General features: G+C 58.6%; 21 protein-coding genes. 12 read left to right on the plus strand and 9 right to left on the minus strand.

What is annotated here, in order from left to right; genetic code table 11:
* Positions 1-3 precede the first annotated feature (3 nt).
* The 3 genes from BV390_RS21945 to BV390_RS21955 form a co-directional block, all read right to left on the minus strand.
* Positions 4-381, minus strand: a complete 378-nt coding sequence (locus tag BV390_RS21945) for a nuclear transport factor 2 family protein (protein WP_032696237.1) — start codon at positions 379-381, stop codon at positions 4-6.
* Positions 378-1,160, minus strand: coding sequence for an SDR family oxidoreductase (locus tag BV390_RS21950; protein ID WP_085397336.1), 783 nt, complete (start codon positions 1,158-1,160; stop codon positions 378-380). Before BV390_RS21950 ends, BV390_RS21945 begins: the two co-directional genes overlap by 4 nt.
* A gap of 248 nt (positions 1,161-1,408) precedes the next feature.
* Positions 1,409-2,293 carry a LysR family transcriptional regulator gene (locus BV390_RS21955; RefSeq protein ID WP_085397337.1) on the minus strand — a complete coding sequence of 295 codons (885 nt, stop codon included), beginning with the start codon at positions 2,291-2,293 and terminating at the stop codon, positions 1,409-1,411.
* A gap of 113 nt (positions 2,294-2,406) precedes the next feature.
* Here BV390_RS21955 and BV390_RS21960 point away from each other — a divergent pair, with 113 nt between their 5' ends.
* On the plus strand, positions 2,407-3,258 hold the full coding sequence (locus BV390_RS21960; protein WP_032687790.1) for a Vmh family MBL fold metallo-hydrolase: 852 nt from the start codon (positions 2,407-2,409) through the stop codon (positions 3,256-3,258).
* A gap of 63 nt (positions 3,259-3,321) precedes the next feature.
* On the opposite strand, the gene BV390_RS21965 is transcribed toward BV390_RS21960, so the two are convergent.
* Both BV390_RS21965 and BV390_RS21970 read right to left on the minus strand, forming a co-directional pair.
* Positions 3,322-4,620 carry a glycoside hydrolase family 28 protein gene (locus BV390_RS21965; RefSeq protein ID WP_032687791.1) on the minus strand — a complete coding sequence of 433 codons (1,299 nt, stop codon included), beginning with the start codon at positions 4,618-4,620 and terminating at the stop codon, positions 3,322-3,324.
* Entirely contained in the window at positions 4,617-6,068 is a 1,452-nt protein-coding gene (locus BV390_RS21970) for an MFS transporter (RefSeq protein WP_077267074.1), read from the minus strand. The genes BV390_RS21965 and BV390_RS21970 overlap by 4 nt, the downstream gene beginning before the upstream one ends.
* 464 nt (positions 6,069-6,532) lie before the next feature.
* On the opposite strand from BV390_RS21970, the gene sra reads away from it, so the two are divergent.
* From sra to BV390_RS21985, 3 genes are all read left to right on the plus strand, one after another.
* A complete protein-coding gene (gene sra, locus BV390_RS21975) occupies positions 6,533-6,673 on the plus strand; it encodes a stationary-phase-induced ribosome-associated protein (protein WP_004861775.1) in 141 nt (46 codons plus the stop codon).
* Positions 6,674-6,845: 172 nt separating this feature from the next.
* The gene (locus tag BV390_RS21980; protein ID WP_085397338.1) at positions 6,846-8,543 is read left to right on the plus strand and encodes an NAD-dependent malic enzyme; all 1,698 of its coding nucleotides are present in this window, start codon (positions 6,846-6,848) and stop codon (positions 8,541-8,543) included.
* A gap of 337 nt (positions 8,544-8,880) precedes the next feature.
* Positions 8,881-10,593, plus strand: a complete 1,713-nt coding sequence (locus BV390_RS21985; RefSeq protein WP_085397339.1) for an ABC-F family ATP-binding cassette domain-containing protein — start codon at positions 8,881-8,883, stop codon at positions 10,591-10,593.
* 64 nt (positions 10,594-10,657) lie between these two features.
* Here the strand turns inward: BV390_RS21985 and BV390_RS21990 are convergent, their stop codons facing one another.
* Together BV390_RS21990 and BV390_RS21995 are read right to left on the minus strand one after the other, a co-directional pair.
* Entirely contained in the window at positions 10,658-11,635 is a 978-nt protein-coding gene (locus tag BV390_RS21990; protein WP_085397340.1) for a bifunctional helix-turn-helix transcriptional regulator/GNAT family N-acetyltransferase, read from the minus strand.
* A 201-nt stretch (positions 11,636-11,836) separates the two neighbouring features.
* A complete protein-coding gene (locus tag BV390_RS21995; RefSeq protein ID WP_032696241.1) occupies positions 11,837-12,436 on the minus strand; it encodes an inorganic diphosphatase in 600 nt (199 codons plus the stop codon).
* A 256-nt stretch (positions 12,437-12,692) separates the two neighbouring features.
* On the opposite strand from BV390_RS21995, the gene adhP reads away from it, so the two are divergent.
* From adhP to BV390_RS22030, 7 genes are all read left to right on the plus strand, one after another.
* Positions 12,693-13,703, plus strand: a complete 1,011-nt coding sequence (adhP, locus tag BV390_RS22000) for an alcohol dehydrogenase AdhP (protein WP_004861757.1) — start codon at positions 12,693-12,695, stop codon at positions 13,701-13,703.
* 205 nt (positions 13,704-13,908) lie between these two features.
* Positions 13,909-15,531 (plus strand): TIGR04028 family ABC transporter substrate-binding protein, encoded by a 1,623-nt coding sequence (locus BV390_RS22005; RefSeq protein WP_085397341.1) that lies wholly within the window; start codon positions 13,909-13,911, stop codon positions 15,529-15,531.
* 10 nt (positions 15,532-15,541) lie between these two features.
* Positions 15,542-16,486, plus strand: coding sequence for an ABC transporter permease (locus BV390_RS22010; RefSeq protein ID WP_032696243.1), 945 nt, complete (start codon positions 15,542-15,544; stop codon positions 16,484-16,486).
* Positions 16,483-17,334 (plus strand): ABC transporter permease, encoded by an 852-nt coding sequence (locus BV390_RS22015; protein WP_046852544.1) that lies wholly within the window; start codon positions 16,483-16,485, stop codon positions 17,332-17,334. Before BV390_RS22010 ends, BV390_RS22015 begins: the two co-directional genes overlap by 4 nt.
* A complete protein-coding gene (locus BV390_RS22020) occupies positions 17,331-18,935 on the plus strand; it encodes a dipeptide ABC transporter ATP-binding protein (RefSeq protein WP_085397342.1) in 1,605 nt (534 codons plus the stop codon). Before BV390_RS22015 ends, BV390_RS22020 begins: the two co-directional genes overlap by 4 nt.
* Complete coding sequence (locus tag BV390_RS22025; RefSeq protein ID WP_032687801.1) at positions 18,932-19,921, plus strand: putative FMN-dependent luciferase-like monooxygenase; 990 nt, start codon at positions 18,932-18,934, stop codon at positions 19,919-19,921. The genes BV390_RS22020 and BV390_RS22025 overlap by 4 nt, the downstream gene beginning before the upstream one ends.
* 8 nt (positions 19,922-19,929) lie before the next feature.
* Entirely contained in the window at positions 19,930-21,024 is a 1,095-nt protein-coding gene (locus BV390_RS22030) for an alkylhydroperoxidase domain protein (protein ID WP_032699912.1), read from the plus strand.
* Here BV390_RS22030 and araJ read toward each other — a convergent pair.
* Together araJ and BV390_RS22040 are read right to left on the minus strand one after the other, a co-directional pair.
* Positions 21,021-22,190 (minus strand): MFS transporter AraJ, encoded by a 1,170-nt coding sequence (gene araJ / locus BV390_RS22035; RefSeq protein WP_032687803.1) that lies wholly within the window; start codon positions 22,188-22,190, stop codon positions 21,021-21,023. The genes BV390_RS22030 and araJ overlap by 4 nt on opposite strands.
* 218 nt (positions 22,191-22,408) lie before the next feature.
* The gene (locus BV390_RS22040; protein ID WP_085397343.1) at positions 22,409-22,741 is read right to left on the minus strand and encodes a glycine zipper domain-containing protein; all 333 of its coding nucleotides are present in this window, start codon (positions 22,739-22,741) and stop codon (positions 22,409-22,411) included.
* A 300-nt stretch (positions 22,742-23,041) separates the two neighbouring features.
* Between BV390_RS22040 and ppk2 the strand changes: the two genes are divergently transcribed.
* On the plus strand, positions 23,042-23,836 hold the full coding sequence (ppk2, locus tag BV390_RS22045; protein WP_085397344.1) for a polyphosphate kinase 2: 795 nt from the start codon (positions 23,042-23,044) through the stop codon (positions 23,834-23,836).
* The last annotated feature ends 103 nt before the right edge of the window (positions 23,837-23,939 follow it).

Here is a 23,939-nt window from a genome sequence, read left to right on the forward strand (position 1 = left end):
CTTCTACGCCGCAAAGGGCGTCATTTGTGACAATATAATTTGCCAGCCCTGTGGGGAACGACGCAGAACCAGCGTGGAAAAACCGTGGCGAACCCTTTCGGCGCCATCGTGCAGTGAACGGACCACGTTGCGCGTTTCGCCGCTGATGAGGGCAATATCGCCCAGCAGACGAATGTCAGGCGTTGGCCGTTCGATAGCCACAAAGCCGCCCATTTTCACCACGTGTTCGAGAAACCCGGCTTTACCCTGTACCATTCCGGTGCTGTGAATATGAACAAGATCGTCGGCCAGGAGCGCCGCCAGACGCACGCTATCACCGGCCACCAGTGCCTGCTGACGCTGCGTCTCAAGCGTCAATAGCGCCAGGACATCCGCATTCATAGCAGCCCCTCATAGGAACCGCCGTCGAGCTGCAGGTTTTGTCCGGAAATATAGGAAGCCTGCTGGCTACAGAGAAAGGCGCAGGCCGCAGCGAACTCCTCCGGGCGGCCAAAGCGCCCGGCGGCGATTGTCGCCTCATTGCGTCGGCGCGCCTCTTGCAGACTGATACCCTCTTTATCCATCAGCCGCTGCAGCATAAATGCCTGGCGTGGCGTATCGATCCGCTCCGGAAGCAGATTGTTGATAGTCACATTGTCGGCCACCACCTCACGGCCGATCGCTTTGCTGATGGCCGTCAGCGCCGTCCGCGCCGAGGTGGATAGCCCCATCATGTAGTGCGGCGCTTTGACCATGGCCGAAGTGATATTGACGATCCGCCCGAAGCGCTGCTGCTGCATCGCCGGCAGCCAGGCGCGAATCAGCTGTACCGCTGGAATAAAATTGGCCGCCATCGCTCCCAGCAGCGCCTCCTCGTGCCAGTCGGCAAGTACGCCGGGCTGAGGCCCGGCGTTATTCGTCACCAGAATGTCGATTTTCGGCCAGGCTGCCAGGATCGCCGCGCGCCCCGCCGGCTGCGTCAGATCGGCAGTGACGGTCGTGACGGCAACCTGAGGAAAGCGCTGACGCAGCGCCGATGCCGCCTGCGCCAGCTTCTGTTCATAACGCCCGTTTAGCGTGATGTTCACGCCTTCTGCCGCCAGAGCCGTCGCACAGGCCAGACCGAGCCCTTGCGATGATGCGCAGACGAAAGCCTGTTTTCCGCCAATCCCCAGATCCATTCTCCGCTCCTGAATGTTAATTATTGGTAAAATAATGTACATATATTGATATATCTCAAATTACGATATGTCTAGATATCAACCAGAGGATTAGATGAAAGTCGGAGATGGCTCACGAAAGCGGCCGCTGTCGGCGGGAACCAGAAATCGACGTGCGGGCGCCGCCCTGTATCAGGTAGCGAGGGGGGAGATGGCAGGAGCACGCGCGCCCACAAGGCGCGACGCAGGATCAGCGGGACGAAAGTGCGCTAGCTAAGCTGCGCCAGCTGCTGTTGAATCTCATCGAGGAACAGCGGTAGCGCGCTGGGCTGATAGTCGCGCGATAAATAGATGCCGTATACGCTGAGCGCTTTCGGCGTCCAGCCCGGCAACACCGGCTTCAACGCCCCGCTGTTGAGCGCGCGCTGCGCTTCCAGTTCCGGCAACATCGCGATACCGCATCCGGCTACCGCCGCTTCCAGCAGTAATGAGGAGATCCCGGCGCTGAGGTTGCCGGAGACCGCCACGGAGACGGCTTCGCCCTGCGAATCGCTGAACTGCCAGGTCGGCGTGGCGAAATGGCTGTAGTGCAGACAGTTATGTGCGCTGAGCTCCGCCGGCGTCTGCGGCTGGCCATGTAACTGTAGCCAGCGCGGCGATGCGCACAGCACCGAACGGCAGACCCCCAGCCGACGGGCAATCGCTCCTGGCTCCGGGTTATCGGTGATACGAATCGCCACGTCAATACGCTCGCCGATCAGGCTCACCGGATGGTTATTGATATCCAGTTCCAGACGCAGCTGGGGATAACGGGCGAGAAAATCGGGTAACAGCGGCGAAATCAGCTGCATGGCCGTAAAGTGAGCGCAGGCGACGCGTAGCGTGCCGCTGGGCACCGCCCGCTCGGTCTGCCCGGCAATTTCATCCGACAGTTGCGTCAGGCTGCGGGTTTTTTGCAGCACCTTCTCCCCGGCGGCGGTTAAGGTTAATTTACGCGTCGAACGGTGAATCAGGCGGGTACCCGCCCAGTGTTCCATCTGTTCCAGATAGCGACTGACCATCGGGCGCGACATCCCCAGCGCCCGGGCCGCGGCGCTCAGGCTCCCCAGTTCGCAGATCCGCATGTAGACCTGCGCGGCAATAATTCTGTCCATCTTTCACTTCCATCTGCACGTTTTATGAAACTCAGCATCTCTTTTTTCAGGAATTTTCGCAAATCAGGAAATCCGTAAAATAGCGTTATTGATCAGACACAGAGAAAACCACCATGAAATTATCCGCCCTTGCCGTTGCCACCGCACTGTTCAGCTCCGCTGCCTTTGCCGCACCTTTAACATTGCAGACCTATAACCCGCAGGATAAAGGTATCTTCGCCGTCAACTCGACGCTGGCCTCCGGTCCGCATGAGGCGGTGCTGTTTGACGCGCAATTTAGCGTTAAAGACGGCGAGAAGCTGGTGGAGATGATCCGTAAAAGCGGCAAAAAGCTGACCCGCATCGTCATCACCTCCGGCGACCCGGACTTTTACTTTGGCCTTGAGCCGCTGGTGAAGGCCTTCCCGCAGGCAAAAATCGTGGCGACCTCCGAGGTGGTTAAGCATATTGAGGCGACCAAATCGGCAAAACTGGCCTTCTGGGGCCCGCAGATGAAAGACGGCGCGCCAAAGCAGCTTTATACGCCGCAGGTCATTGAAGCTAACACCTTTACTATCGACGGCGAGAAAGTCCGCATCCTCCAGCCGCAGCACTACGCGGCCTTCGTGTGGATCCCGGCGAATAAAGCGATCCTCGGCGGCACCGGCGTGGCCTGGGGCATGCACGTGTGGACCGCCGACACCCAGAGCGCGGAAAGTCGTCAGCAGTGGCGCACCACGCTCGACGATATGGCCGCCCTGCACCCGCAGCAGGTGATTCCGGGTCACTATCTCGGGACGCCGCCGGCCGGCGATCGCGCGATTACCTTCACCCGCGACTATCTGCAGCAGTTTGAGCAGGCGCTGAAAGCCCATAAAGATTCCGCCGGAGTGATTGCCGAAATGAAGCAGCGCTGGCCAAATCTGGCGGAAGAGAGTTCTCTCGAGCTCAGCGCGAAAGTGAATACCGGCGAGATGAAGTGGTAACAAGCGTCGCCTGCAACTGAACCGGGGCCTGACGATGTTCAGGCCCCGGGTTGAGGCACGGGGTTACTGAATTTTCACGTTTCGGGCGTTAATCACCTTAATACCGCGATCGTCGTCGTGAAAATGTCCTTCCGTGGGTTCCGTATTCCAGGTCTCCAGCAGCCGTTCTTCAGGCGCCAGCGCATAGCTAAAGTTTCGGATGCTCACATTGTCGATCGGCGCTTCCGGTAGCCCGACAATAAACGCGGCGCTGGAGAGCACGTTGGTCGCCAGCACATTCTCAATCAGGATATCGCGGATGTGCGGCGTCATTGCGCTCAGCGGCTGCGGCTGTTCGGAAAGCGTTACGTCGCGTTCATGCGCCAGCACGCCAGGGGCAAAATATTGACCGATCACAATCGGACACCAGCAGCCATCCATCGTCAAATCGCGCAAAGTGATGTTTTTAATCGTACCGCCCCGCCCACGCCGCGATTTCAGGCGAATCGCCCGCTGGGTGCCTTCGAAAACGCAATCGCTCACCGACACATTTTCAATGCCCCCTGCCGTTTCCGAACCAATAGCGATGCCGCCATGGCTGGCGAGAATACGACAGCGGCGCGCCGTGACGTTGCGGGTGGGTCTGTTGATGCGCAAGCCGTCCGCCCCCGAGCCGGATTTTAAGGTAATCGCATCGTCACCCACATCAAACAGACAATCCTCGATAGTAATATTCTCGGAAGAATCCAGATCGATGGCATCGGTATTGATGGCATCGGCCGGATTGAGGATTGTCACTCCGCTGATGACGATATCACGGGAATAGACGGTATGCAGGGTCCAGAACGGTGAGTTCTGCAAGGTGATCCCCTGCAGGTGAATCGCCGAGCATTTCCAGAACTGAACCAGCGGCGGGCGCAGGAACTGGGTCTGAGGACGCCCGCCGCCGCCGGGGCGAGAACGATAATCCGGATTCAGCGCCGCCAGCTGCCGCTCCCAGCTTTCCCGCGGCGCCTGACGGTCCTCCTCTTCAATCTGACGGAACGTATCCCACCACCACTGGCCCGCCCCCTCAATCACCCCCGCCCCGCGAAGAGTAATGTTGCAGGCATCCGCGGCGTACAAAAGCGGGTGCAGCGCATAGCATTCGATCCCCTCCCAGCGTGTCCAGACCGGCGGGTAGAGCTGCGGGTCGGCAATAAAGCGGATCGTTGCCCCTTCTTCCAGGGTCAGCGTCATATGGCTGTACAGAGTCAACGGCCCCGTCAACCAGGTGCCCGGCGGAAAGATAATCTCTGCGCGATGTTCCTCGCTGGCCGTACGGGCAGCCTCGTTAATCAGGGTCTGCAGGTCGGTATTGTCGCTGGCAATATAGGTGGTCATTTTTTTACATCCCAAATTTCATCATAAGCGTAGCCGGTGAGATCCTCGACGATGGCCCGGGTTTTCGGGTCCACATCCTCTTTGGCGCCCCCCTGCTGCAGGCGGTCCATCTCGGCCTTAACGACCTTGTGGGTTTGCGGGTTCAAATTGAAGGTGCGAATCAGATACAGGGAGTAAATCAGGCAAATGAGCGGAATAAAAATAAATGCGATCATGATAGCGATTTGTGCCGCAGGTATTTGTACCGCCAGCGATTTATCAAATCCGCCGAAGGCGAGGATCCAGCCAATAATCGCCGAGCCAATCGCGCCAGTTAATTTTCGGGTAAAGGTCTGGCAGGCGGCAAAGGTTCCTGCCCGCAGTTTGGTGGAAACCAGAGTATCGACATCCGGCACCAGCGGAATCACGTTCCACACCGTATATTCCATCGTCTGGCGGCCAATCTGGAATAAGGCTGACAATATCAGAATGGTCACAAATGCCGCGCTATCGGAGAGCTGAATATGAAAGACATATAACCCCAGATAATAAATGAGGACGGCGATCATCAGTGAGAATGCCATTGACCACAGCCATTTCGGCCCAAATTTAAACATAAAAAAGGTGGCGATCGGCACCACGATCAATCCAATAATAGAGAGCGACGAAGCGGTCTGCGCCATCCCCTGCGACAGACCCAGGATAAATACGACGTAGAAGAAAAAGGCGGTATTGAAACAGTCCTTCGCGAAGTAGGAGACAAAATAGATAACACAGGTTCGGCGGCAGGCTTTCGTTCTCATCACATGAAGATATTCATTGATAGAGTAAATAATATTTTTCGGCCGCTGCTCTTTAGCGCTGTTCTCAAACGCGTCAACATATCCCGGGGAAAACTCCCAGGTTGTCAGCCACGTAATGATGGTACCGGCAAACAGCACAATGCCAAACACAATCCCGGAAATGGTATAGGCCTGGGGGCTATCGCTGCCCAGCATCACCAGCAGCAGCGCCGGCAAACCGGTGACGGCGAAGGTCCCGAAGGCGGAGACAAACATCCGCACGGAGCTCAGCTTCACCCGCTCGTGCGCTTTATCGGTCATTTCCGTGGCAAGCGTTTCATAGGCAATATTATTAAACGACTGGGCGGTATCAAGCAGGAACAGCACCACGAAATACCACAGCCAGGAACCGACATGGACCGTAAACAGCAGCGGGAAACAGATTAAGGTGAGCGTCGCGCCGATCAAAAATAAAATATGTCGCCGCCCTAATCTGCGCCCAATTGCCGTGCGGAAGAGTTGATCGGAAACGCCGCCAATCACGCCACAGACGATCATATCCAGTATTTTCAGCGCGAATAACATGGTACCCACCACCCCGGCATTTAACCCCGCCCAGGTGCTGAGGAATATCATCAGGTAAGAGCCGACCAGCGTTCCCCATGCCGACCCGTTGAGATCGTTCATGGCATAACCTAAGGAACGCAGCAGCGTAATCGGTCTTTTTCTATATACGCGCAACTCCTCATAATTAATTTTTTTCAATTTATTGTCCTTTTTATTATATTCCCCATTAAATAGCGCCCGGCAAGCGCGCTCGATGCAACACTCATCAAGGTAATATTTATGCGCATTATCACAATTACGTAATTTCACTAACTGGTTGTGAAAATTAATAATTGTGCGGGAGATAACAAAAAGCCGGCGCGGAGAATGGTGATAAATTTCGTCGGGTTAAGGGCAGCCGCGGGCCTTATTTCTCGCTCGATAATGGCGGTCCCGGCATAATATTTTGCCGCATAAGGTTGCCATTGGCGGAAAAATAGACCACGATAGATAGCACGGTCGCGCTAGCGCGCCGTTCTTAGGGTTACATTTCGTCCGGCCACGCCGGGCTTGTCCTTGAAACAGAACTGGATTAAGGAGTAAGAATGAAATCGAACCACCAGGCACGTCATCTTCTCGGTCTGAACTATAAACTGTCGCAGCAGAAAAAAGTGGTGCTGGACGGCGATGTGGAAACGACAATTAACCACGCTCATGCCACCGGCCGTAAGCGCCGCGCGGGTTAATTTCTCAGCTGAATGATGATAAAAACACCGTCCTTTCGTCAGGATGGTGTTTTTTTAATACAATTTCCCCTCTTTGATAACATCTGCTCTATACTGCTCCCGCTGCATTCCCTGCCAGCCCGCACGCTTATCGCCGCGCACGGTCTGAAGTGAACATCAAGGAGTTAGTGCGATGCAATTCACCCATAAGAAAAACCGTTCCCTGTATATCCCCTACGCTGGCCCCGTTCTGCTCGAATTTCCCCTTCTCAACAAAGGTAGCGCCTTCAGCATGGAAGAGCGCAGCAGCTTTAACCTGCTCGGCCTGCTGCCAGAAGTTGTTGAAACAATTGAGGAACAAGCTGAACGTGCATGGATCCAGTACCAGGGGTTTAAAACTGAGATCGACAAACATATTTACCTGCGCAACATTCAGGACACCAACGAAACCCTCTTTTATCGCCTGATTGGCAACCATCTCGATGAGATGATGCCGGTCATCTATACGCCGACCGTTGGCGCCGCCTGCGAGCGCTTCTCTGAGATCTACCGTCGCTCGCGCGGGGTGTTTATCTCCTATCAGAACCGGCACAACCTCGACGATATCCTGCAAAACGTCCCGAACCACAACGTTAAAGTGATCGTCGTCACCGACGGAGAGCGTATTCTGGGTCTCGGCGACCAGGGCATCGGCGGTATGGGGATCCCGATCGGTAAGCTTTCGCTGTACACCACCTGCGGCGGTATCAGCCCGGCCTATACGCTGCCGATCGTGCTGGACGTCGGGACTAACAACCAGCAGCTGCTCGACGATCCGCTGTATATGGGCTGGCGCCATCCGCGTATTACCGACGATGAGTATTATCAGTTTGTCGATGATGTTATCCAGGCCATTAAGCACCGCTGGCCGGACGTTCTGCTGCAGTTCGAAGACTTCGCGCAGAAAAACGCCATGCCGCTGCTCAACCGCTATCGCAATGAGATTTGTTCATTCAATGATGATATCCAGGGCACCGCCTCGGTGACCGTAGGCACGCTGATTGCCGCCAGCCGCGGTGCGGGCAGCCAGCTGAGCGAGCAGAAAATCGTCTTCCTCGGCGCCGGCTCCGCCGGTTGCGGGATTGCCGAACAGATTATCGCCCAGATCCAACGCGAAGGATTAAGCGAAGAAGAAGCGCGCCAGCGCGTGTTCATGGTTGACCGTTTCGGCCTGCTGACCGACGCCATGCCGAACCTGCTGCCGTTCCAGAACAAACTGGTGCAGAAGCGTGAAAATCTCCAGCAGTGGGATACCACCAACGAAGTGCTCTCCCTGCTTGACGTTGTGCGAAATGTGAAACCGAATATCCTGATCGGTGTTTCCGGCCAGCCGGGTCTGTTCACCGAAGAGATTATTCGCGAGATGCATAAGCACTGCCCGCGTCCCATCGTAATGCCGCTGTCGAACCCGACCTCTCGCGTCGAAGCCACGCCGCAGAACATTCTCAGCTGGACCGACGGCGAAGCGCTGGTTGCCACCGGCAGCCCGTTCGCGCCGGTCACACTGAAAGGTAAGCAGTACGTCATTGCCCAGTGCAATAACTCCTATATCTTCCCCGGTATCGGCCTCGGCGTAATCGCCTCCGGCGCATCGCGAGTCACCGATGAGATGCTGATGGCGGCCAGTGAGACGCTGGCGAAGCACTCACCGTTGGTCAACAATGGCGAAGGCCCGGTTCTGCCGGAACTGAAAGATATCCAGACCGTATCGCGCGCGATCGCTTTCGCGGTCGGTAAAGTCGCTCAGGAACAAGGCGTGGCGGTGAAGACCTCCGTCGAGGCACTGTTGCAGGCGATTAGCGATAACTTTTGGCTGCCGGAGTATCGCAACTACCGCCGCACCTCGATCTGATTAACCGACATCGCAAACGGGCCTGACAACGGGCCCGTTTTTTTGCCGCCGCCCCACTATCTTTAGTCGCTAGCCAAATCGCCGCCCACCTCCTACACTGCTTTCACCTGTCAACTCACTCAATGAAAGGAGGACCCCATGCTGTTATGTGAAATATCTATATTTTCACTGACATTTGGTAATCGTCCCTGCTCAAGCGTTATCGGTATCGTGCTGCGATAACTTCAGCTTGAGCGAAGACACCCCAGACTAATTCCCTTCCCTCGGGCTTACCGGGTTATCGTCAGCGATGTTTGACGAGGCGTTTTTACGCCTGTAACTCTTGAGTAAGTTCACGATGAGTACATTATTTAGCGCGCAATCTCTGCATGTTGAAACGGCATTCGGGCCGCTTTTCACCGACCTCTCCTTTACCCTGAAAAAAGGCGATCGCATCGGCCTGATCGGCCATAACGGCTGCGGCAAAAGTACCCTGCTGCAGGTGCTGGACGGCACGCTGACGCCCGGTGCCGGCAGCGTGGCGCTGGCGCACCATTGCCTGATGGCGCGGGTTGAACAACACCTGCCGGATACCCTGCTACAACAATCGCTGATCGAGGTGGTTCTGGCGCGGCTTGCCGCCAGCGGGCGTGAACAACAGCGCTGGCAGGCAGAACGTCTGCTGGCGGAAATGGGGTTTACGACGACGGAATTCACGCAGCGTGCGGCAACGCTAAGCGGCGGCCAACATACCCGACTGCTGCTGGCCAGAGCGTTAATTCAGCAGCCGGATCTCCTGCTGCTGGACGAACCCGGCAACCATCTCGATCTGCCGACCCTGCTGTGGCTGGAAAGCTTCTTGCAAACCTGGCAGGGGAGCTTCGTACTGGTGTCACATGACCCCCTTTTACTGGATGCTGTAACTAATGCCAGTTGGATCCTGCGCGACAAAACCCTGCACGCCTTCTCCCTTCCCTGTAGCGCGGCGCGTCAGGCGCTGGCGGAACGGGACGAAAGCGATGCCCTGCGTCATAAAGCCGAGCAGCGAGAAATCGACCGCGTCACCACCAGCGCTAAACGGCTGGCGACCTGGGGACAGGTGTACGACAACGAAGATCTTTCGCGCAAAGCCAAACAGATGGAGAAACAGGTCGCACGCCTGAAGGAGAGTCAAACCGAGCTGACCGCCGGCACGCCGTGGCGGCTGGCGCTGAACGGTGACGCCCTGCGGGCCGATCGTTTACTCGAAATTGAACAACTGCCGGTTCCCCCGGCTCCGGGATTACCAGCCCTGTTCACCGCCGGGCTGGCGCGTCTGCGCAGCGGCGACCGGGTGGCGATAATGGGGCGCAACGGCGGCGGGAAATCATCGTTGCTGCGCCTGCTGTGGCGGCAGATGCAGCAGGCGGCGCCGGATGTCGGACTGCGCCTGCATCCCCGATTACATCCGGGCTACTACGACCAGTCGCTGCGTCAACTGGCGGATAACGCCACGCTGCTGGAGGCGCTGGAGAGCTTCGAACCCGCCGCAGAGCGCCGTAAGCGGGCGCTGATTTCCGCCGGTTTCGGCTGGAGCCGTCACGGGCAAAAGGTCAGCACCCTCAGCGGGGGTGAACGTTCCCGACTGCTGTTTGTCGGGCTGTCGCTGGCGAGCTATAGCCTGCTTCTGCTGGATGAGCCCACCAACCATCTGGATATGGAAGGCAAAGAGGCGCTGGCTGCCTCGCTGCGCGAGTATTCCGGTGGTCTGCTGCTGGTCAGTCATGACCGTCAGCTGATAAGCCAGAGCTGCAACCGCTTCTGGCTGATTGATGATAACGGGCTGAGCGAGTGGCATACCGCCGATGAAGTCTACACCCGCCTGCGCAGCGGGGCGCCCCAGGCCGGGAGGCGCGCCGAAGTTGATGCGACGGCCACCGCCACCGATGACCATGACGCCCTGCTGGAACGGCTGATCGATCTGGAACAACGGCTGGCGGATGATATATCGCGTAAACCTAAGCACCAGAAACCCCACCTGCAGGCGCAGTGGCGCGAGGAGATCGCCGCCATTACTGCCAGACTGAGTTAAAGGAGACTAAATCCCCGCGAAGGTGGCGACACCTTAGCGGGGTGTCCGCGAGCAAGGACCGCGGTTATGTCGAAGCAGAATCCGCCGGGTATCGGCTGAACTGCTGTTCGGTCATCATCATCCCCCACTGATCGCCCTGCCACTCTTTATGCAGCGTAAAGCCGAATGATTCGTACAGCGCGCGCGCGGCGTGCAGCCCGCTGAAGGTCCACAGCTGGACGGCAGAAAAAGCGCGACGGTCGCAAAAAGCCATCGCCTCGGCCAGCAGGCGTCGGCCAACGCCGCTGCCCCGACAGCGGTCGTCGAGAATAAACCAGCGTAGATGCGCTTCGTTATTGCCCAGATCTTCACCATCGATGGCCACGGAGCCGACGATGTTGCCCTCCAGCACGGCCAGCCAGATGTGATTGCACTCGGCGTCAAGTCGGGCAGAAAACTCCGCCAGCCCGCTGGCGACCTTACCTTCGAAAAAGTGGCCGAACCCGTGGTGCCGGGCATAATATTCGCCGTGCATCTGCGCGATGCGGCCAATCATACCCGGCCGGTATCCGCTCACAATCGACACGTTGTTTGCCGCGGCGGGCCTGGGGACATCGCGGCATTTCGCCAGCGCCTGCGCGTACGCGGTCAGCCCCAGCGCCACGTTTTGTTGTTCTCCGGCGTCGAGATGCGTGAGCGCATCAACGACCCGCATCGCCCCGTAATCGTTAATCCGGCTGACCGTCCCCCATCCCTGTTCCGTCAGTTCGAGTCGCTTAAAGCGGGCATCTTCGCCGTCGGGTTTTTCCTGCAGCTCGCCGGCGGCCAGCAGACGGGACAACATACGGCTGACGCTCGATTTCTCCAGACCCAGGATCTGAACCAGCTGTGCGGCGGTCATCGCCCCGTTGGCGGAAATTTCCAGCAGCGTATGCACGGCGGAGGGAGAATAGTCGGTGGCTGCCAGGGTGGAATTCATGAAGCCGAGTTCACGAACCATCAGGCGGGAAGCGCGGCGTATTTCATTGATCAGCGATTCGTTAATAAGCGATGGATGCGTCATGGCGATCGGTGCAGGTGAGTTAATAGTTGTACAATACAACCATTATTGCGTTCTCTCTGTCAATCCGCGCCGCCCTTCGGCCCGCTGGCCCGGATGATATTTCCTGCCGGCTAACCCGCTCTTTGCCAGGATTAAAAACGGCCGCAGCGGCTCATTACCCGGCTAAAAAAGCACAGGCGCCGTGCAGCGCCTGTTTTTATCTTATTGTGGATTTTTTGCTTTCCAGGCATCCCATGCCTGCTTGATCTCTTGTTTCGCCGCGTCGGCATCGTTAAAGCCGTTCAGCTCGACCTTTTTACGTCCATCAGGCAGCTGCTTATAGACGCGGAAAAAGGCCTGCAGCCGCTCCTGCTCAATATGAGGCAGGTCGCTGATATTCTTGATGTCATCATAGGTCGGGTCGATTTTGCTCGCCGGCACGGCAATAATCTTATCGTCCTTTTCCCCACCATCGATCATTTTCAGGACGCCGATCGCCCGCAGCTTAATCAGCGTCCCCGGCGCCATCGGTGCGCGGGTGTAGAACACCACATCCAGCGGATCGCCATCTCCCGCCAGCGACTGGGTCAGCGAACCGTAGTTAGCCGGATAGGCGACCGGCATCGACTGGAAACGATCGGCTATAATAAATCCCGTTTTGGCGTCAGTTTCATATTTGATGATACCGCCCGTCGGAATTTCCGTGACCGCGTAAAACTCTTGCGGATTGTTCTCCGGCTGCGGAAAGTCCAGTACGTTATGGGCCTGAGCGGCGGCAGACAGAAACAGCGATGCGGCGAGAACAGTTTTTACCAGATGCATTGTAGTATCACTCTGTTGTTATAAGAAATTTGCCTGTAACAGCCTGCCGGTTAGCAATGAACAGAATATGACGACCTCATTTCATAATTATTAACAGCCAAAATTCACATAAATGTTCGAATTTTGCGCCATTAGTGCTGCTTCAGACCACATATTTCACTAGCACCCTTGCATTCCTGACTATTAGGGTTAATCCTTAATGAGTATTATTTAAGAGTAAACACCCCCTTTTTTCTTCAAAATTCAAGGAGTAAACATGAAGGCAGCCGTTGTTACCCACGATCATCAGGTTGATGTGACGGAAAAAACACTGCGTCCCCTGCAACATGGAGAGGCGTTGTTGAAAATGGAGTGCTGTGGCGTATGCCATACCGACCTGCACGTGAAAAACGGCGATTTTGGCGATAAAACCGGTGTAATTCTGGGCCATGAAGGCGTGGGCGTGGTACAGCAGGTCGGTCCGGGCGTCACCTCCCTGAAACCGGGCGACCGCGCCAGCGTGGCGTGGTTCTTCGAAGGCTGCGGGCACTGCGATTACTGTAACAGCGGCAACGAAACGCTCTGCCGTTCGGTAAAAAATGCCGGTTACAGCGTAGACGGCGGCATGGCTGAAGAGTGCATCGTCACCGCTAACTATGCGGTCAAAGTGCCGGACGGCCTCGACTCTGCCGCCGCCAGCAGCATCACCTGCGCGGGTGTGACCACCTATAAAGCGGTGAAAGTCTCCCATATTAAACCGGGTCAATGGATTGCCATCTACGGTCTTGGTGGTCTCGGCAACCTGGCGCTGCAGTATGCGAAAAACGTGTTCAATGCCAAAGTCATCGCCATCGACGTTAACGATGCGCAGCTGGCGCTGGCGGCCGAGATGGGCGCAGACCTGACCATTAACTCCCGCAACGAAGATGCGGCGAAAGTGATTCAGGAAAAAACCGGCGGTGCTCACGCAGCCGTCGTCACCGCGGTGGCCAAAGCGGCGTTTAACTCCGCCGTTGACGCCGTACGCGCCGGTGGCCGCGTGGTGGCCGTTGGCCTGCCTCCGGAAGCCATGAGCCTCGATATTCCGCGTCTGGTGCTGGATGGCATCGAAGTGGTGGGCTCCCTGGTCGGCACCCGTCAGGATCTGACCGAAGCCTTCCAGTTCGCGGCCGAAGGGAAAGTGGTTCCTAAAGTGACGCTGCGTCCGCTGGGCGATATCAACGCCATCTTTAAAGAGATGGAACAGGGGCAAATTCGCGGCCGTATGGTTATCGATTTCCGCCGCTAAGCCTCGCGCCTCTCCCGCTCCGGGAGAGGCCGTTTCATTACGCTGGCCGCCCGGCATGCTCCCGTTTCGCCAGCTATCTCCCGCATAGAATATTTCCCCGTCGCGGCAAATGCCTTTTCCGCAAATGCTTAGCGCAATTCGTTGGTTCCTTTGTTTATATCCCCGCCCGATGATGGCAACACAATAGATAACAAAGGAATTCACCATGCAAAGCCGTTTTCGTCTGCCCGCGTTGGCAGCCCTTTTTTTAACCGGCGCTTTTTCCGCCTGGGCCGCCGATACGCCGGTGAAAGGCGGGACATTAATCTATCTGGAGCAGCAGCCGCACACCAATCTCTATCCACCGGCCGGAGGGTTCTATCCCAACGGCGGCATTCTCAATCAAATAACCGATAAATTAACCTGGCAAAACCCGAAGACGCTGGCGGTTGAACCGTGGATTGCAGAGAGCTGGGTAACGAACGCCGACAAAACCGAATACACCTTTACGTTGCGTCCGGGCATCACCTTCTCCGACGGCACCCCGCTGGATGCCAACGCGGTGGCCAAAAATTTTGATACCTACGGTCTCGGCAATAAAGCCCACCGGCTGCCGGTTTCTGAAGTGATCAACAACTACGACCATAGCGAAGTCATCAATCCGCTGACGGTGAAGTTTTACTTCAAAAAACCGTCGCCCGGTTTTCTGCAGGGCACCGCGACCATTGGCTCCGGGCTGGTCTCTCTCAGCACCTTGCAGCGTAATTTCGACGAACTCGGCGACGCGCGCAATATTATCGGCTCCGGGCCCTTTGTCGTTAAAGATGAAAAGCCGGGTCGCGAGCTGACGCTGGTCGCCCGTAAGGATTACCAGTGGGGGCCGAAAAACCTGGCTCAACAGGGGCCGGCCAACCTCGACGGTATTACCTTTATCGTCACCCCGGAAGACAGCGTGCGTATCGGGGCGTTACTGGCGGGTCAGGCCGATTTTATCCGCCAGGTTCAGGCCTACGATGAAAAACAGGCGACCGACCAGGGATTCAGGATTTATGCCGCCCCTACTCGCGGCGTCAATGACAGCCTGAGTTTCCGCCCGGATAACCCGCTGGTGTCCGACCTGCGCGTCCGCCAGGCGCTGCTGCATGCCACCAACGCAAAACAGGTGGTGGATACGCTGTTCTCCGCCAATTACCCGCAGGCGACCTCGGCTATCGCCAGCACGGCGGCAGGTTACGTCAATCTGAGCGACAAGCTGGCCTTCGATCAAGCCCAGGCCAGACAGTTGCTTGATGAAGCCGGGTGGAAACCGGCCGCCGACGGGATCAGAGAGAAAGAGGGCCAGCGCCTGGCGCTGACGGTCTATGAATCGCTGCCGCAGCCGCAAAACAAAGAGGTGCTCCAGCTGATTGCTCAGCAGTGGCGCCAGGTGGGGGCGGCGCTGAGCGTAAAAGCAGGCGATGCCGGTAGCCGGGTTATTGATAACCTCGATCCGCTGAAGACCCCGCTGACCGTTTCAGAAGTGGGACGCGCCGACCCGGACGTGGTGAAAAGCATGTTCTTCCCGACCAACCGCGACGCCCTGCTGCAACAGGGCGGTTCCAGCGACAAAGTGCAGCACTTTCGCGACGATAAGCTTAACGATCTGCTGACTGCGATTTCCGCCGAAGTCGATCCGCAAAAACGCCTGCAGCTGACCGGCGATGCCCAGCGTTATTTGCTGGATAACGCCTACGTGATCCCGATCTTTGAAGAGCCGCAGGTCTTTGCCGGTGCGCCGTGGGTGAAGGGCGTGAGCTTTGAAGCCGTCGGTCGTCCGTCGTTCTACGGCACCTGGCTGGAAAAGCACTAAGGAGCATGGGATGAGCCATAACCTTCTGCGACGTCTGGGCCAGAGTTTACTGGTGCTGTGGGCGGCCTTCACCCTCTCCTTCGTGCTGCTGCAGGTGCTGCCGGGGGACGCGGTGCTGATCAAGTTCCAGAACCCGGATCTGGGTCTCAGTCCGGCGCAAATCGCCGATATGCGTATCGCCTACGGCGCAGACAGCCCGATCTGGAAGCAGTATTTCCACACCTTAGCAGCGATGCTTCAGGGGGATTTTGGCTACTCGTTACAGGCAGGTATTGCGGTCAGTACGCTGCTGGCCAGCAACCTGCCGGATACCCTCAGCCTCGCGATCCCGGCGTTTATACTGGCTATCGCGCTGGCCTTTAGCCTGGCCTTCGCCTCGCGCTTGCCGGGGCTGCGCTGGCTGAGCAATACCTTACAGTCTTTGCCGGTGCTGTTTATCTCGCTGCCGACGTTCTGGTTAGGCATTGCGCTGATTCAACTCTTCTCCTTCCAGCTGCGCTGGATCCCGGTGATCAACCCTGGCCCGCTCCAGGGGCTGATACTGCCGATCATCGCCGTCGCGGTGCCCATTTCCGCCCCGCTGGCGCAGATCCTGATGCGCAGCATGGACCAGGTGGCGGCCCTGCCGTTTGTCGCCGTTGCCCGCGCCAAGGGGATGAGTGAAACCGGCGTCCTGTGGCGACACGTCACCGGCAACGCCCTGCTACCGGCGTTGAATATCGCCGGGCTGCTGCTGGGAGAGCTGATCGCCGGCGCACTGATTACCGAAACCGTCTTCGGTCGCGGCGGTCTGGGTCAGCTGACCCAGCAGGCGGTCAACAATCAGGATATTGCCGTATTACAGGCGGTGGTGATGATCTCCGCCCTCGCATTTGTGCTGATTAACCTGCTGGTGGATCTGTTGATGCCGCTGTTCGATCCACGCCTGAAAACAGTGACCGGAGGCGTGGTATGAGTCTCGTTGATTACGCCACCGCCGCTCGCCGACGGGCGCCAGGTCGTCGACCGCTGCGTTTCCAGCCGGGGCTATGGCTCGCCTGGAGCATCATGATCATCGCGCTGTTGATGGCGCTCGCCCCGCAGCTGTTCAGCGGCTATAACCCGCTCGAAGGTACCGCCGGCGCACAGCGTCTGGCGCCGCAGGCCGGCCACTGGCTGGGAACCGACCAGCTGGGACGCGACCTGTGGACGCGGATCGTCTATGGCGCGGTCCACTCTCTTTCCGCCGCGCTGGCGGCCGTCGCTATCGGACTGTTGGTCGGCACCGCGCTCGGCACGCTGGCCGGCGCCGTTGCCGGACGCGTCGAGTCGCTGGTGATGCGCCTGGTTGACGTCCTGCTGGCCATCCCGTCGCTGCTGCTGTCATTAACGGTGATTATCCTGCTCGGTTTCGGCACCGTGAACGCCGCGGTGGCCGTGGGCGTCGCCGCCATTGCCAGCTTTGCCCGCCTGGCGCGAGCGGAAGTGGTCCGCGTGCGGCACAGCGACTACGTCGAAGCGGCCTTTGGCAGCGGCGGCACTTTCTTCGCCGTCTTCTGGCGGCATATTTTACCTAACTCACTCACCGCCGTACTGGCCTTCGCCACGCTGCAGTTTGGCCAGGCGATTCTCGCCCTCTCTACCCTGAGTTTTCTCGGCTACGGTACGCCGCCGCCGGTGCCGGAATGGGGGCTGCTGATCGCCGAGGGACGTAACTATCTCTCAACCGCCTGGTGGCTGACCACCTTTCCCGGCGTGGCGGTCGTCGCGGTAGTGCTGGCGGCCAACCGCATCAGCCGTCAATTTAGCGGAGAGCGCTCATGAACGTATTACGGGTGGAAAACCTGCGCATCAGCTACCGCTCGCAGCACCGCTGGCAGGAAGTGGTACATAACGTCAGTTTCAGCCTGCAACGCGGCGAAATGCTGGCATTTGTCGGGGAGTCCGGATCCGGCAAAACCACCACCGCCCAGGCCATTATCGGCCTGCTGGCGAACAATGCCCGACGCGACAGCGGACGCGTGGAGATTAACGGCGAGGATATCAGCGGCTGGTCGGGGAAACGACTTGATAGTCTGCGCGGCACGCGTATCAGTCTGGTCCCGCAGGACCCGGGCAACTCCCTGAACCCGGTACAAACGATCGGCGCCCAGGTTGGCGAAATTCTGCGTCTGCACCAGAAAGCGCGCGCTGCCGTACGCAAGCAGCAGGTACTGGCCCTGCTGAGCAAAGTTGGCCTCAGCCACCCCGAACAGCGCTTTTATCAGTATCCGCATCAGCTCTCCGGCGGCATGAAGCAGCGGGTGTTAATTGCTATCGCCATTGCCCTGAAGCCGGACCTGATCATTGCCGACGAGCCGACCAGCGCCCTCGATGTCACCGTACAAAAACGCATTCTCGACCTCCTCGATACCCTGCGCCGGGAGTCCGGAACGGCGGTGCTGCTCGTCACCCACGATCTGGCGCTGGCGGCGCAGCGTGCCGACCGGCTGCTGGTTTTTCGCCACGGAGAAATTCAGGAACAGGGCATCACGGCGGATCTCATCCGCGCGCCGCAACACGCCTACACTCGTCAGCTGCTGAGCGATCTGCAGGGAACCCAGCCCACAATCGGAGCAGCGCCGCGCCACCATCCGGCGACGGCCGCTATCCGGGTCGCGGATATCAGTAAACGTTTTTCGCTGGGCGACGCCGGGCTGCAGGCGCTTGACGCCGTCAGCTTTGAGGTGAAACGCGGCACGACCCATGCGTTAGTTGGCGAGTCAGGTTCGGGCAAAACCACGCTGGCGCGGATTCTGCTCGGATTTGAACAGGCCGATAGCGGCCATATCGCCATCGATGGTATCGATGCCGGTCATTTAAGTCGCGAGGCGCAGCGTCAGCTGCGGCGTAAAATTCAGTTCGTCTATCAGAACCCGTTCGCCTCGCTCGACCCGCGTCAGACCCTGTTTGAGATTATCGAAGAGCCGCTGAAAAATTTCGAACCGCTGAGTCCGCTCACCCGCCGTGCCCGCGTCGAGGCGGTTGCCGCCCGGGTCGCGCTGGCTCCGGAGCTGCTGACGCGGACCGCTCGCGAGCTTTCCGGCGGCCAGCGCCAGCGGGTCGCCATTGCCCGGGCGCTGGTGCTGGAGCCGACGATTCTGGTTCTTGACGAAGCCACTTCCGCGCTGGATGTCACGGTGCAGGCGCAGATTCTCGCCCTGCTTGAGCAGCTGCAGCAACAGCTGGGGCTGACCTATCTGTTTATCACCCACGACCTGGCGACGGTGCGCCGCATCGCGCAGAGCGTCACGGTACTGCGCGCCGGTCAGGTTGTGGAATACGGCGAGGTCAACCGCCTGTTTAACCAGCCGCAGCACGCTTATACCCGTGAACTCATCGCCGCCATTCCCCACCTGTCCACCCTGAGCAAGGAGATCGCATGACGCGTAAACGCCTGGGTTTTTTCACCCGCCTGCTGGACTCTGCCCCTGCGCAGCAGCGCTACCGGCTGGCAACCGAACAGATTCGCCACGCCGAACGACTCGGTTTTGACAGCGCGTGGATTGCCCAGCATCACTTCCACGAGCATGAAGGCGGGTTGCCGTCACCGCTGGTCTTTCTCGCCCACGTGGCGGCACAGACCGAACGGATTCGCCTCGGTACCGCCATTATTACGCTGCCGATGGAGAACGCACTGCGGGTTGCCGAAGATGCGGCGGTGCTGGATCTCCTGGCCAACGGGCGTCTTGAAGTCGGCTTTGGCTCCGGCGGTACGCCAACCTCATTTCTGCCGTTTGGCCTAACCAGCGAACAGCGGGGAGCCGCCTTTGCCGATAATCTGCATGTGATCCAGAGTGCCTGGCGCGGTGATTCACTGGCCCATCCTGACAACCATCTCTACCCGCCGGCGCCGCAGCTGGCTGAACGGATCTGGATAGCGACGTTTTCAATTGATGGTGCCGTTCGCGCCGGCCAGGCCGGTCACGGCCTGATGCTCTCCCGGACGCAGCCGCGCCCGCACGGTCAGCCGTATTTAGCGCTTGATGCCATCCAGAATCCGCTGATCGATGCCTACCTCGCGGCGCTGCCCGCCGGCACAGCGCCAAGGATCCTCGCTTCGCGCACCGCTTTTATTGCCGACAGCCAGGAGTACGCCCTGCAGGTCGCCGCCCCCGGATTACGCCAGCAGGCGGCGGCACATCGCGCCGCCGGGCATGACATAATTGGTGACACTGTCACCGATCATCTACTGCAACTGGATGCCCACGTCGGTGATGTCGAACACGTGCAGGCCTCTCTGGCGCGGGACAGCGTGCTGGCCCGCGTCACCGATATTTCGTTCCAGGTACACTCCGTTGAGCCCTCGCACCGTGACACGCTGCGTTCCCTTGAGCTGATCGCTCAGCATATCGCCCCGCAACTAAGGTAGGAGTCACCATGACACTGAGTCAGGATATTTTGGCAGAGCTGGCAGAGATTTCCCCGGATTCCCCGTTAGCCGAGGCCCGGGCCGTGCGCGACGCGGCGACCCGCCACGCACAGGGCAGCTATGAGGTGCTGTTCAGCCAGCAGGATGAGGATTTCCCCCCCGATGAGCGTTTTGCCGTCGCCGCCAAAGTGGCGAAGCTGCATCAGGCCGATGCGCTGGCCGCCCACTATGCCGGTTTTGGCCTGGCCGACCCGACCTCCGCGCGGCTGACCCCGGCGCTGGCGTTTGCCCGTCTGTTAACCTTCAGCCCGGTAGAGGCCACCCCTTCGGCGCTGCAGGCGCTCACCCGCGCCGGCTGGACCCCGCGCGGGATAGTCACCCTCGCCCAGCTGATAGCCTTCGTCAGCTTCCAGAGCCGGTTACTCAACGGCCTGCGGTTATTGAACGGAAAACCCTTTGCCAGCGCCGATACGCCGGTGGCGGCCGGTTTCTGGCATACCACCCGGCAGACCGTAAGCGGTAAGCCGGCCCCAGGGCATTTCACCCGTGATGAACTGAACTGGGAGCCCTGGCTTGAAGCCAAAGCGCTGGACGCCTTCAACGACGATGAACGGGCGATTCTGGCAAAATTTGGCCATACGGATTCCCCCTATTTTCGGCTGCTGGCGCGCAATCAGCCGGTACTGGAGCAGCGTACGCTGACCGACAAAGGCATCTTCTACACCCCCGGCGGTCTGCCGCGCGCGGAACGAGAGCTGGCCGCTACGGTCGCCAGTAAGGTCAACGGCTGTATTTATTGCGCATCGGTGCATGCCCGCAAGGCGGCGCAGCTGGCAAAAGATGAGAGTGCGATAGAAACGCTACTGGCGGTGACGCCGGGGGAAATCTTGAGCGACGGCCAGTCGCCGCGCTGGCGGGCGGAAATAGACTTTGCCGCCGCCCTGTCCGTCACGCCGCCTGCCCTGACCGCCGCGCATCTTGATCGCCTTGAAGAGCAGGGTCTGGACACCCTGGCCCAGCTCGATTTACTGCAATCGGCGGCCTTTTTTGCGTGGGCTAACCGCCTGATGTTGACCCTTGGCGAACCGTGGGAAACGGATTAATCCACCGCGCCCGCGGCGATGCGGTTCCGCTGGCCGCGGGCGTAAATCAACAGGGATGTCATCGCCAGGAAGGAGAGCAGCGCCGCCGGGAGCGCAATCGCATTCCAGCCAAAGCCGGTGGTAATCATCATCCCGCCGCAAAATGCACCGATCGCGCTGCCGAGGTTGAAGGCTATCTGCCCGCCAGCCGCCCCCAGCATCTCTCCACCCCGGGCATTCTGGAGCAATAAGATTTGCAGCGGCGCCGCCAGCGCAAAGAGTCCGGCACAGCACAAAAACGCCAGCAGCAGCGATGCCGTTTTGTGCTCGCCAAAGAGAAAGATCAGCAGCATCACTACCACAATGGCGCCGTCGGTGGCGGCCGCAATGCGCAGCGGACTGTAGCGAGCGGAGATTTTTCCGCTCAGCAGATTACCGATAACCATCCCTAGCCCTACCAGCATCATGATGGCGATCATCGCGCTTTCGGAAAATCCGGAGACATGGATCATAAACGGTTTGATGTAGCTGAACCACGTAAATACCCCGGCGTTGCCAAACAGGGTCGCGGCAAAAATCAGCCACGGCGCAGGCGACGATAAGAAGTGAAACTGCTCCCGCAGCCGCGTCGTGGATCGATCAAAGACGGTCGGAACCCACCAGAGAATCGACATCAGCACCGCCACGTTGAAGATAGCAATCCCCAGAAAGGTATAGCGCCAGCTGAACTGATGGCCAAGCCAGGTCCCGGCGGGGACGCCGACCAGATTGGCCACCGTCATACCGGCAATCATCCCCGCCACCGCCGCGGTCACTTTACCCGGCGGCGCCACCTTCGACAAAATAATCGCCCCGACGCCGAAAAAGGCGCCATGCGGGAAGCCGGACACCAGTCGCCCGGTCGCCAGCATGAAATAGCTGGAAGAAAAGGTAAACAAGGTATTCCCGACAATACAGAGCGCCGCGAGGAACAGCATCACCGACTTTAATGAAAAGCGGCTGGAAAACAGCGCCATTACCGGCGCGCCAATCACCACCCCGAAGGCATACCAGGCGATCATGTTGCCGGCGACGGGAATGGAGACCCCGACATCGCGAGCAATTTCCGGCAGTACGCCCATAATGCCAAATTCCGCCATGCCCAGGCCAAACGTGCCCAGCGCGAGCGAAAAAATCGTCTTTTTCATTCAGTTAATCACGTATTTTGCATTTTCGGCCGGCATTATTGACCATTCAGGATCGGCAAACCAGACAAAAACGCCCGCTGACCCGTTTGTCCATAAAATAGCGCGATCCGTTTATGTGAGCCAGGGGCCGGGAGGGATGAATCAGAGAGGAAGAGCGCAGCGTCGGCGTGACGTAGAGGCAGTCAGCCGTATCGCAGCGCAATACGGCTGGAGAAGTGTTAGCGGCTGGCTTTCCCGATCATGCCGCCCGCCCCGGCGCCCAGCGCCGCGCCCTGCAGCACGCTGTTGCCGGTAACGGCTGCGGCACCCGCTCCGACTGCGGCGCCGATGGCCCCGCCGGTACGCGCGGCTTTGCCTTTGTCGCCGTGTTCAGTCATGGCGCCGATACCGCCACCGACGACCGCGCCTTGTACCGTAGAGCGCACGCTTTTTCCGCTTAACGCGCCCACGGCGGCCCCCGCCACGGCGCCACCGGCCGTTTTATCCATCGCGCTGACGGAAAAGGTCAGTGTGCAGCCCAAAAAAATGGCCATACCGTTCGCTGTTTTCATCGGTCAATTCCTTTTTATTTCGCTCCCGCAGGTGTTAACGCCAGCTACACGGGCAATCCTCGGGAGCCAGACCTGGCGGTCTGATGGTAAAGAGTCCGCACACGGTATGCGCTCGCTGGCGCAAAGAAAAGAGCAAACCTGTCCAAATCTGGACAAGTTTTTCTCCTCATGGCGCGTGACGCCTCGTCGACTTCGCCTGTTAACCCGCGGAATTGTCATAATGTCCGCCACTCTTGCCCGGGATGATTACACTTTACGGTACACAAGTTCCCTTTCCCCTCTCAGAACGGAGCGATAGCCATGGGAAACAACAAGAAGGTCAAGGGTGTAGCGGGTTCGAGCAAAATGAAGCCGCTTGGCGATAAAGAGTATGAAAAAGCGCTGCGCAAACTCCACGTCGAGCTGGTTAAATTGCAGCAGTGGGTGGTCAGTCAGGGACTGAAGGTGTGCATTGTGTTTGAAGGTCGCGATGGCGCCGGTAAAGGCGGCACCATCAAAGCGATCACCGAGCGGGTCAGCCCGCGCGTATTCCGGGTGATCGCCCTGCCGGCCCCGACCGACAAGGAGAAGACCCAGCTCTATTTTCAACGCTATATCCCGCATCTGCCGGCCGCTGGCGAAATCGTTATTTTCGACCGCAGCTGGTATAACCGGGCGGGCGTTGAACGGGTGATGGGATTTTGCAGCGCCGACGACGTGGAAAAATTCCTTGCGGGGGCGCCGCTGGTAGAGCGGTCGATGGTGGAGTCCGGCATCATCCTGCTCAAATACTGGCTCGAGGTGACGCCGGAAGAACAGGAGCGCCGGCTGCGCGATCGTATCGATGACGGGCGCAAAATCTGGAAACTGTCACCGATGGATATCAAGTCGTTTAACCGCTGGGATGAGTACACTCAGGCCAGGGATGCGATGTTTGCCGCCACCGACACCTCCTGGGCGCCGTGGTTTGTCGCCCGTTCGGAAGAGAAGAAGCGCGTGCGCCTGAATATCATTACTCATCTGCTGTCGCAGATCCCCTATAAGAGCGTCCATACCGAACCGGTAAAATTACCCAAACGTAAAATCGGCAAAGTGAAAACTGCCGATTACCCTTAATGAGATGGTCACTCCCTCCTTCCCAGTACTATGCTGAGGACAGGCTTTCATTCGGAGAACCATCATGGAAAACATTGCGCTTATTGGTATCGATCTGGGTAAG

The organism is Klebsiella sp. YJ (genome assembly GCF_002108615.1).
GTDB classification, from domain to species: Bacteria; Pseudomonadota; Gammaproteobacteria; order Enterobacterales; family Enterobacteriaceae; genus Klebsiella; species Klebsiella planticola.

What these genes read in the sequence shown, in the direction of transcription:
- adhP (WP_004861757.1), top strand. Translation starts at nt 12,693, where the DNA reads ATGAAGGCAGCCGTTGTTACCCACGATCATCAGGTTGATGTGACGGAA.
- BV390_RS22025 (WP_032687801.1), top strand. Translation starts at nt 18,932, where the DNA reads ATGACGCGTAAACGCCTGGGTTTTTTCACCCGCCTGCTGGACTCTGCC.
- BV390_RS21990 (WP_085397340.1), bottom strand. Translation starts at nt 11,635, where the DNA reads ATGACGCATCCATCGCTTATTAACGAATCGCTGATCAATGAAATACGC.
- BV390_RS22040 (WP_085397343.1), bottom strand. Translation starts at nt 22,741, where the DNA reads ATGAAAACAGCGAACGGTATGGCCATTTTTTTGGGCTGCACACTGACC.
- sra (WP_004861775.1), top strand. Translation starts at nt 6,533, where the DNA reads ATGAAATCGAACCACCAGGCACGTCATCTTCTCGGTCTGAACTATAAA.
- BV390_RS21970 (WP_077267074.1), bottom strand. Translation starts at nt 6,068, where the DNA reads ATGAACGATCTCAACGGGTCGGCATGGGGAACGCTGGTCGGCTCTTAC.
- BV390_RS22020 (WP_085397342.1), top strand. Translation starts at nt 17,331, where the DNA reads ATGAACGTATTACGGGTGGAAAACCTGCGCATCAGCTACCGCTCGCAG.
- BV390_RS22005 (WP_085397341.1), top strand. Translation starts at nt 13,909, where the DNA reads ATGCAAAGCCGTTTTCGTCTGCCCGCGTTGGCAGCCCTTTTTTTAACC.
- BV390_RS21965 (WP_032687791.1), bottom strand. Translation starts at nt 4,620, where the DNA reads ATGACCACCTATATTGCCAGCGACAATACCGACCTGCAGACCCTGATT.
- BV390_RS21955 (WP_085397337.1), bottom strand. Translation starts at nt 2,293, where the DNA reads ATGGACAGAATTATTGCCGCGCAGGTCTACATGCGGATCTGCGAACTG.
- BV390_RS22030 (WP_032699912.1), top strand. Translation starts at nt 19,930, where the DNA reads ATGACACTGAGTCAGGATATTTTGGCAGAGCTGGCAGAGATTTCCCCG.
- BV390_RS21995 (WP_032696241.1), bottom strand. Translation starts at nt 12,436, where the DNA reads ATGCATCTGGTAAAAACTGTTCTCGCCGCATCGCTGTTTCTGTCTGCC.
- BV390_RS21950 (WP_085397336.1), bottom strand. Translation starts at nt 1,160, where the DNA reads ATGGATCTGGGGATTGGCGGAAAACAGGCTTTCGTCTGCGCATCATCG.
- ppk2 (WP_085397344.1), top strand. Translation starts at nt 23,042, where the DNA reads ATGGGAAACAACAAGAAGGTCAAGGGTGTAGCGGGTTCGAGCAAAATG.
- BV390_RS21945 (WP_032696237.1), bottom strand. Translation starts at nt 381, where the DNA reads ATGAATGCGGATGTCCTGGCGCTATTGACGCTTGAGACGCAGCGTCAG.
- BV390_RS21960 (WP_032687790.1), top strand. Translation starts at nt 2,407, where the DNA reads ATGAAATTATCCGCCCTTGCCGTTGCCACCGCACTGTTCAGCTCCGCT.
- araJ (WP_032687803.1), bottom strand. Translation starts at nt 22,190, where the DNA reads ATGAAAAAGACGATTTTTTCGCTCGCGCTGGGCACGTTTGGCCTGGGC.
- BV390_RS22010 (WP_032696243.1), top strand. Translation starts at nt 15,542, where the DNA reads ATGAGCCATAACCTTCTGCGACGTCTGGGCCAGAGTTTACTGGTGCTG.
- BV390_RS21985 (WP_085397339.1), top strand. Translation starts at nt 8,881, where the DNA reads ATGAGTACATTATTTAGCGCGCAATCTCTGCATGTTGAAACGGCATTC.
- BV390_RS21980 (WP_085397338.1), top strand. Translation starts at nt 6,846, where the DNA reads ATGCAATTCACCCATAAGAAAAACCGTTCCCTGTATATCCCCTACGCT.
- BV390_RS22015 (WP_046852544.1), top strand. Translation starts at nt 16,483, where the DNA reads ATGAGTCTCGTTGATTACGCCACCGCCGCTCGCCGACGGGCGCCAGGT.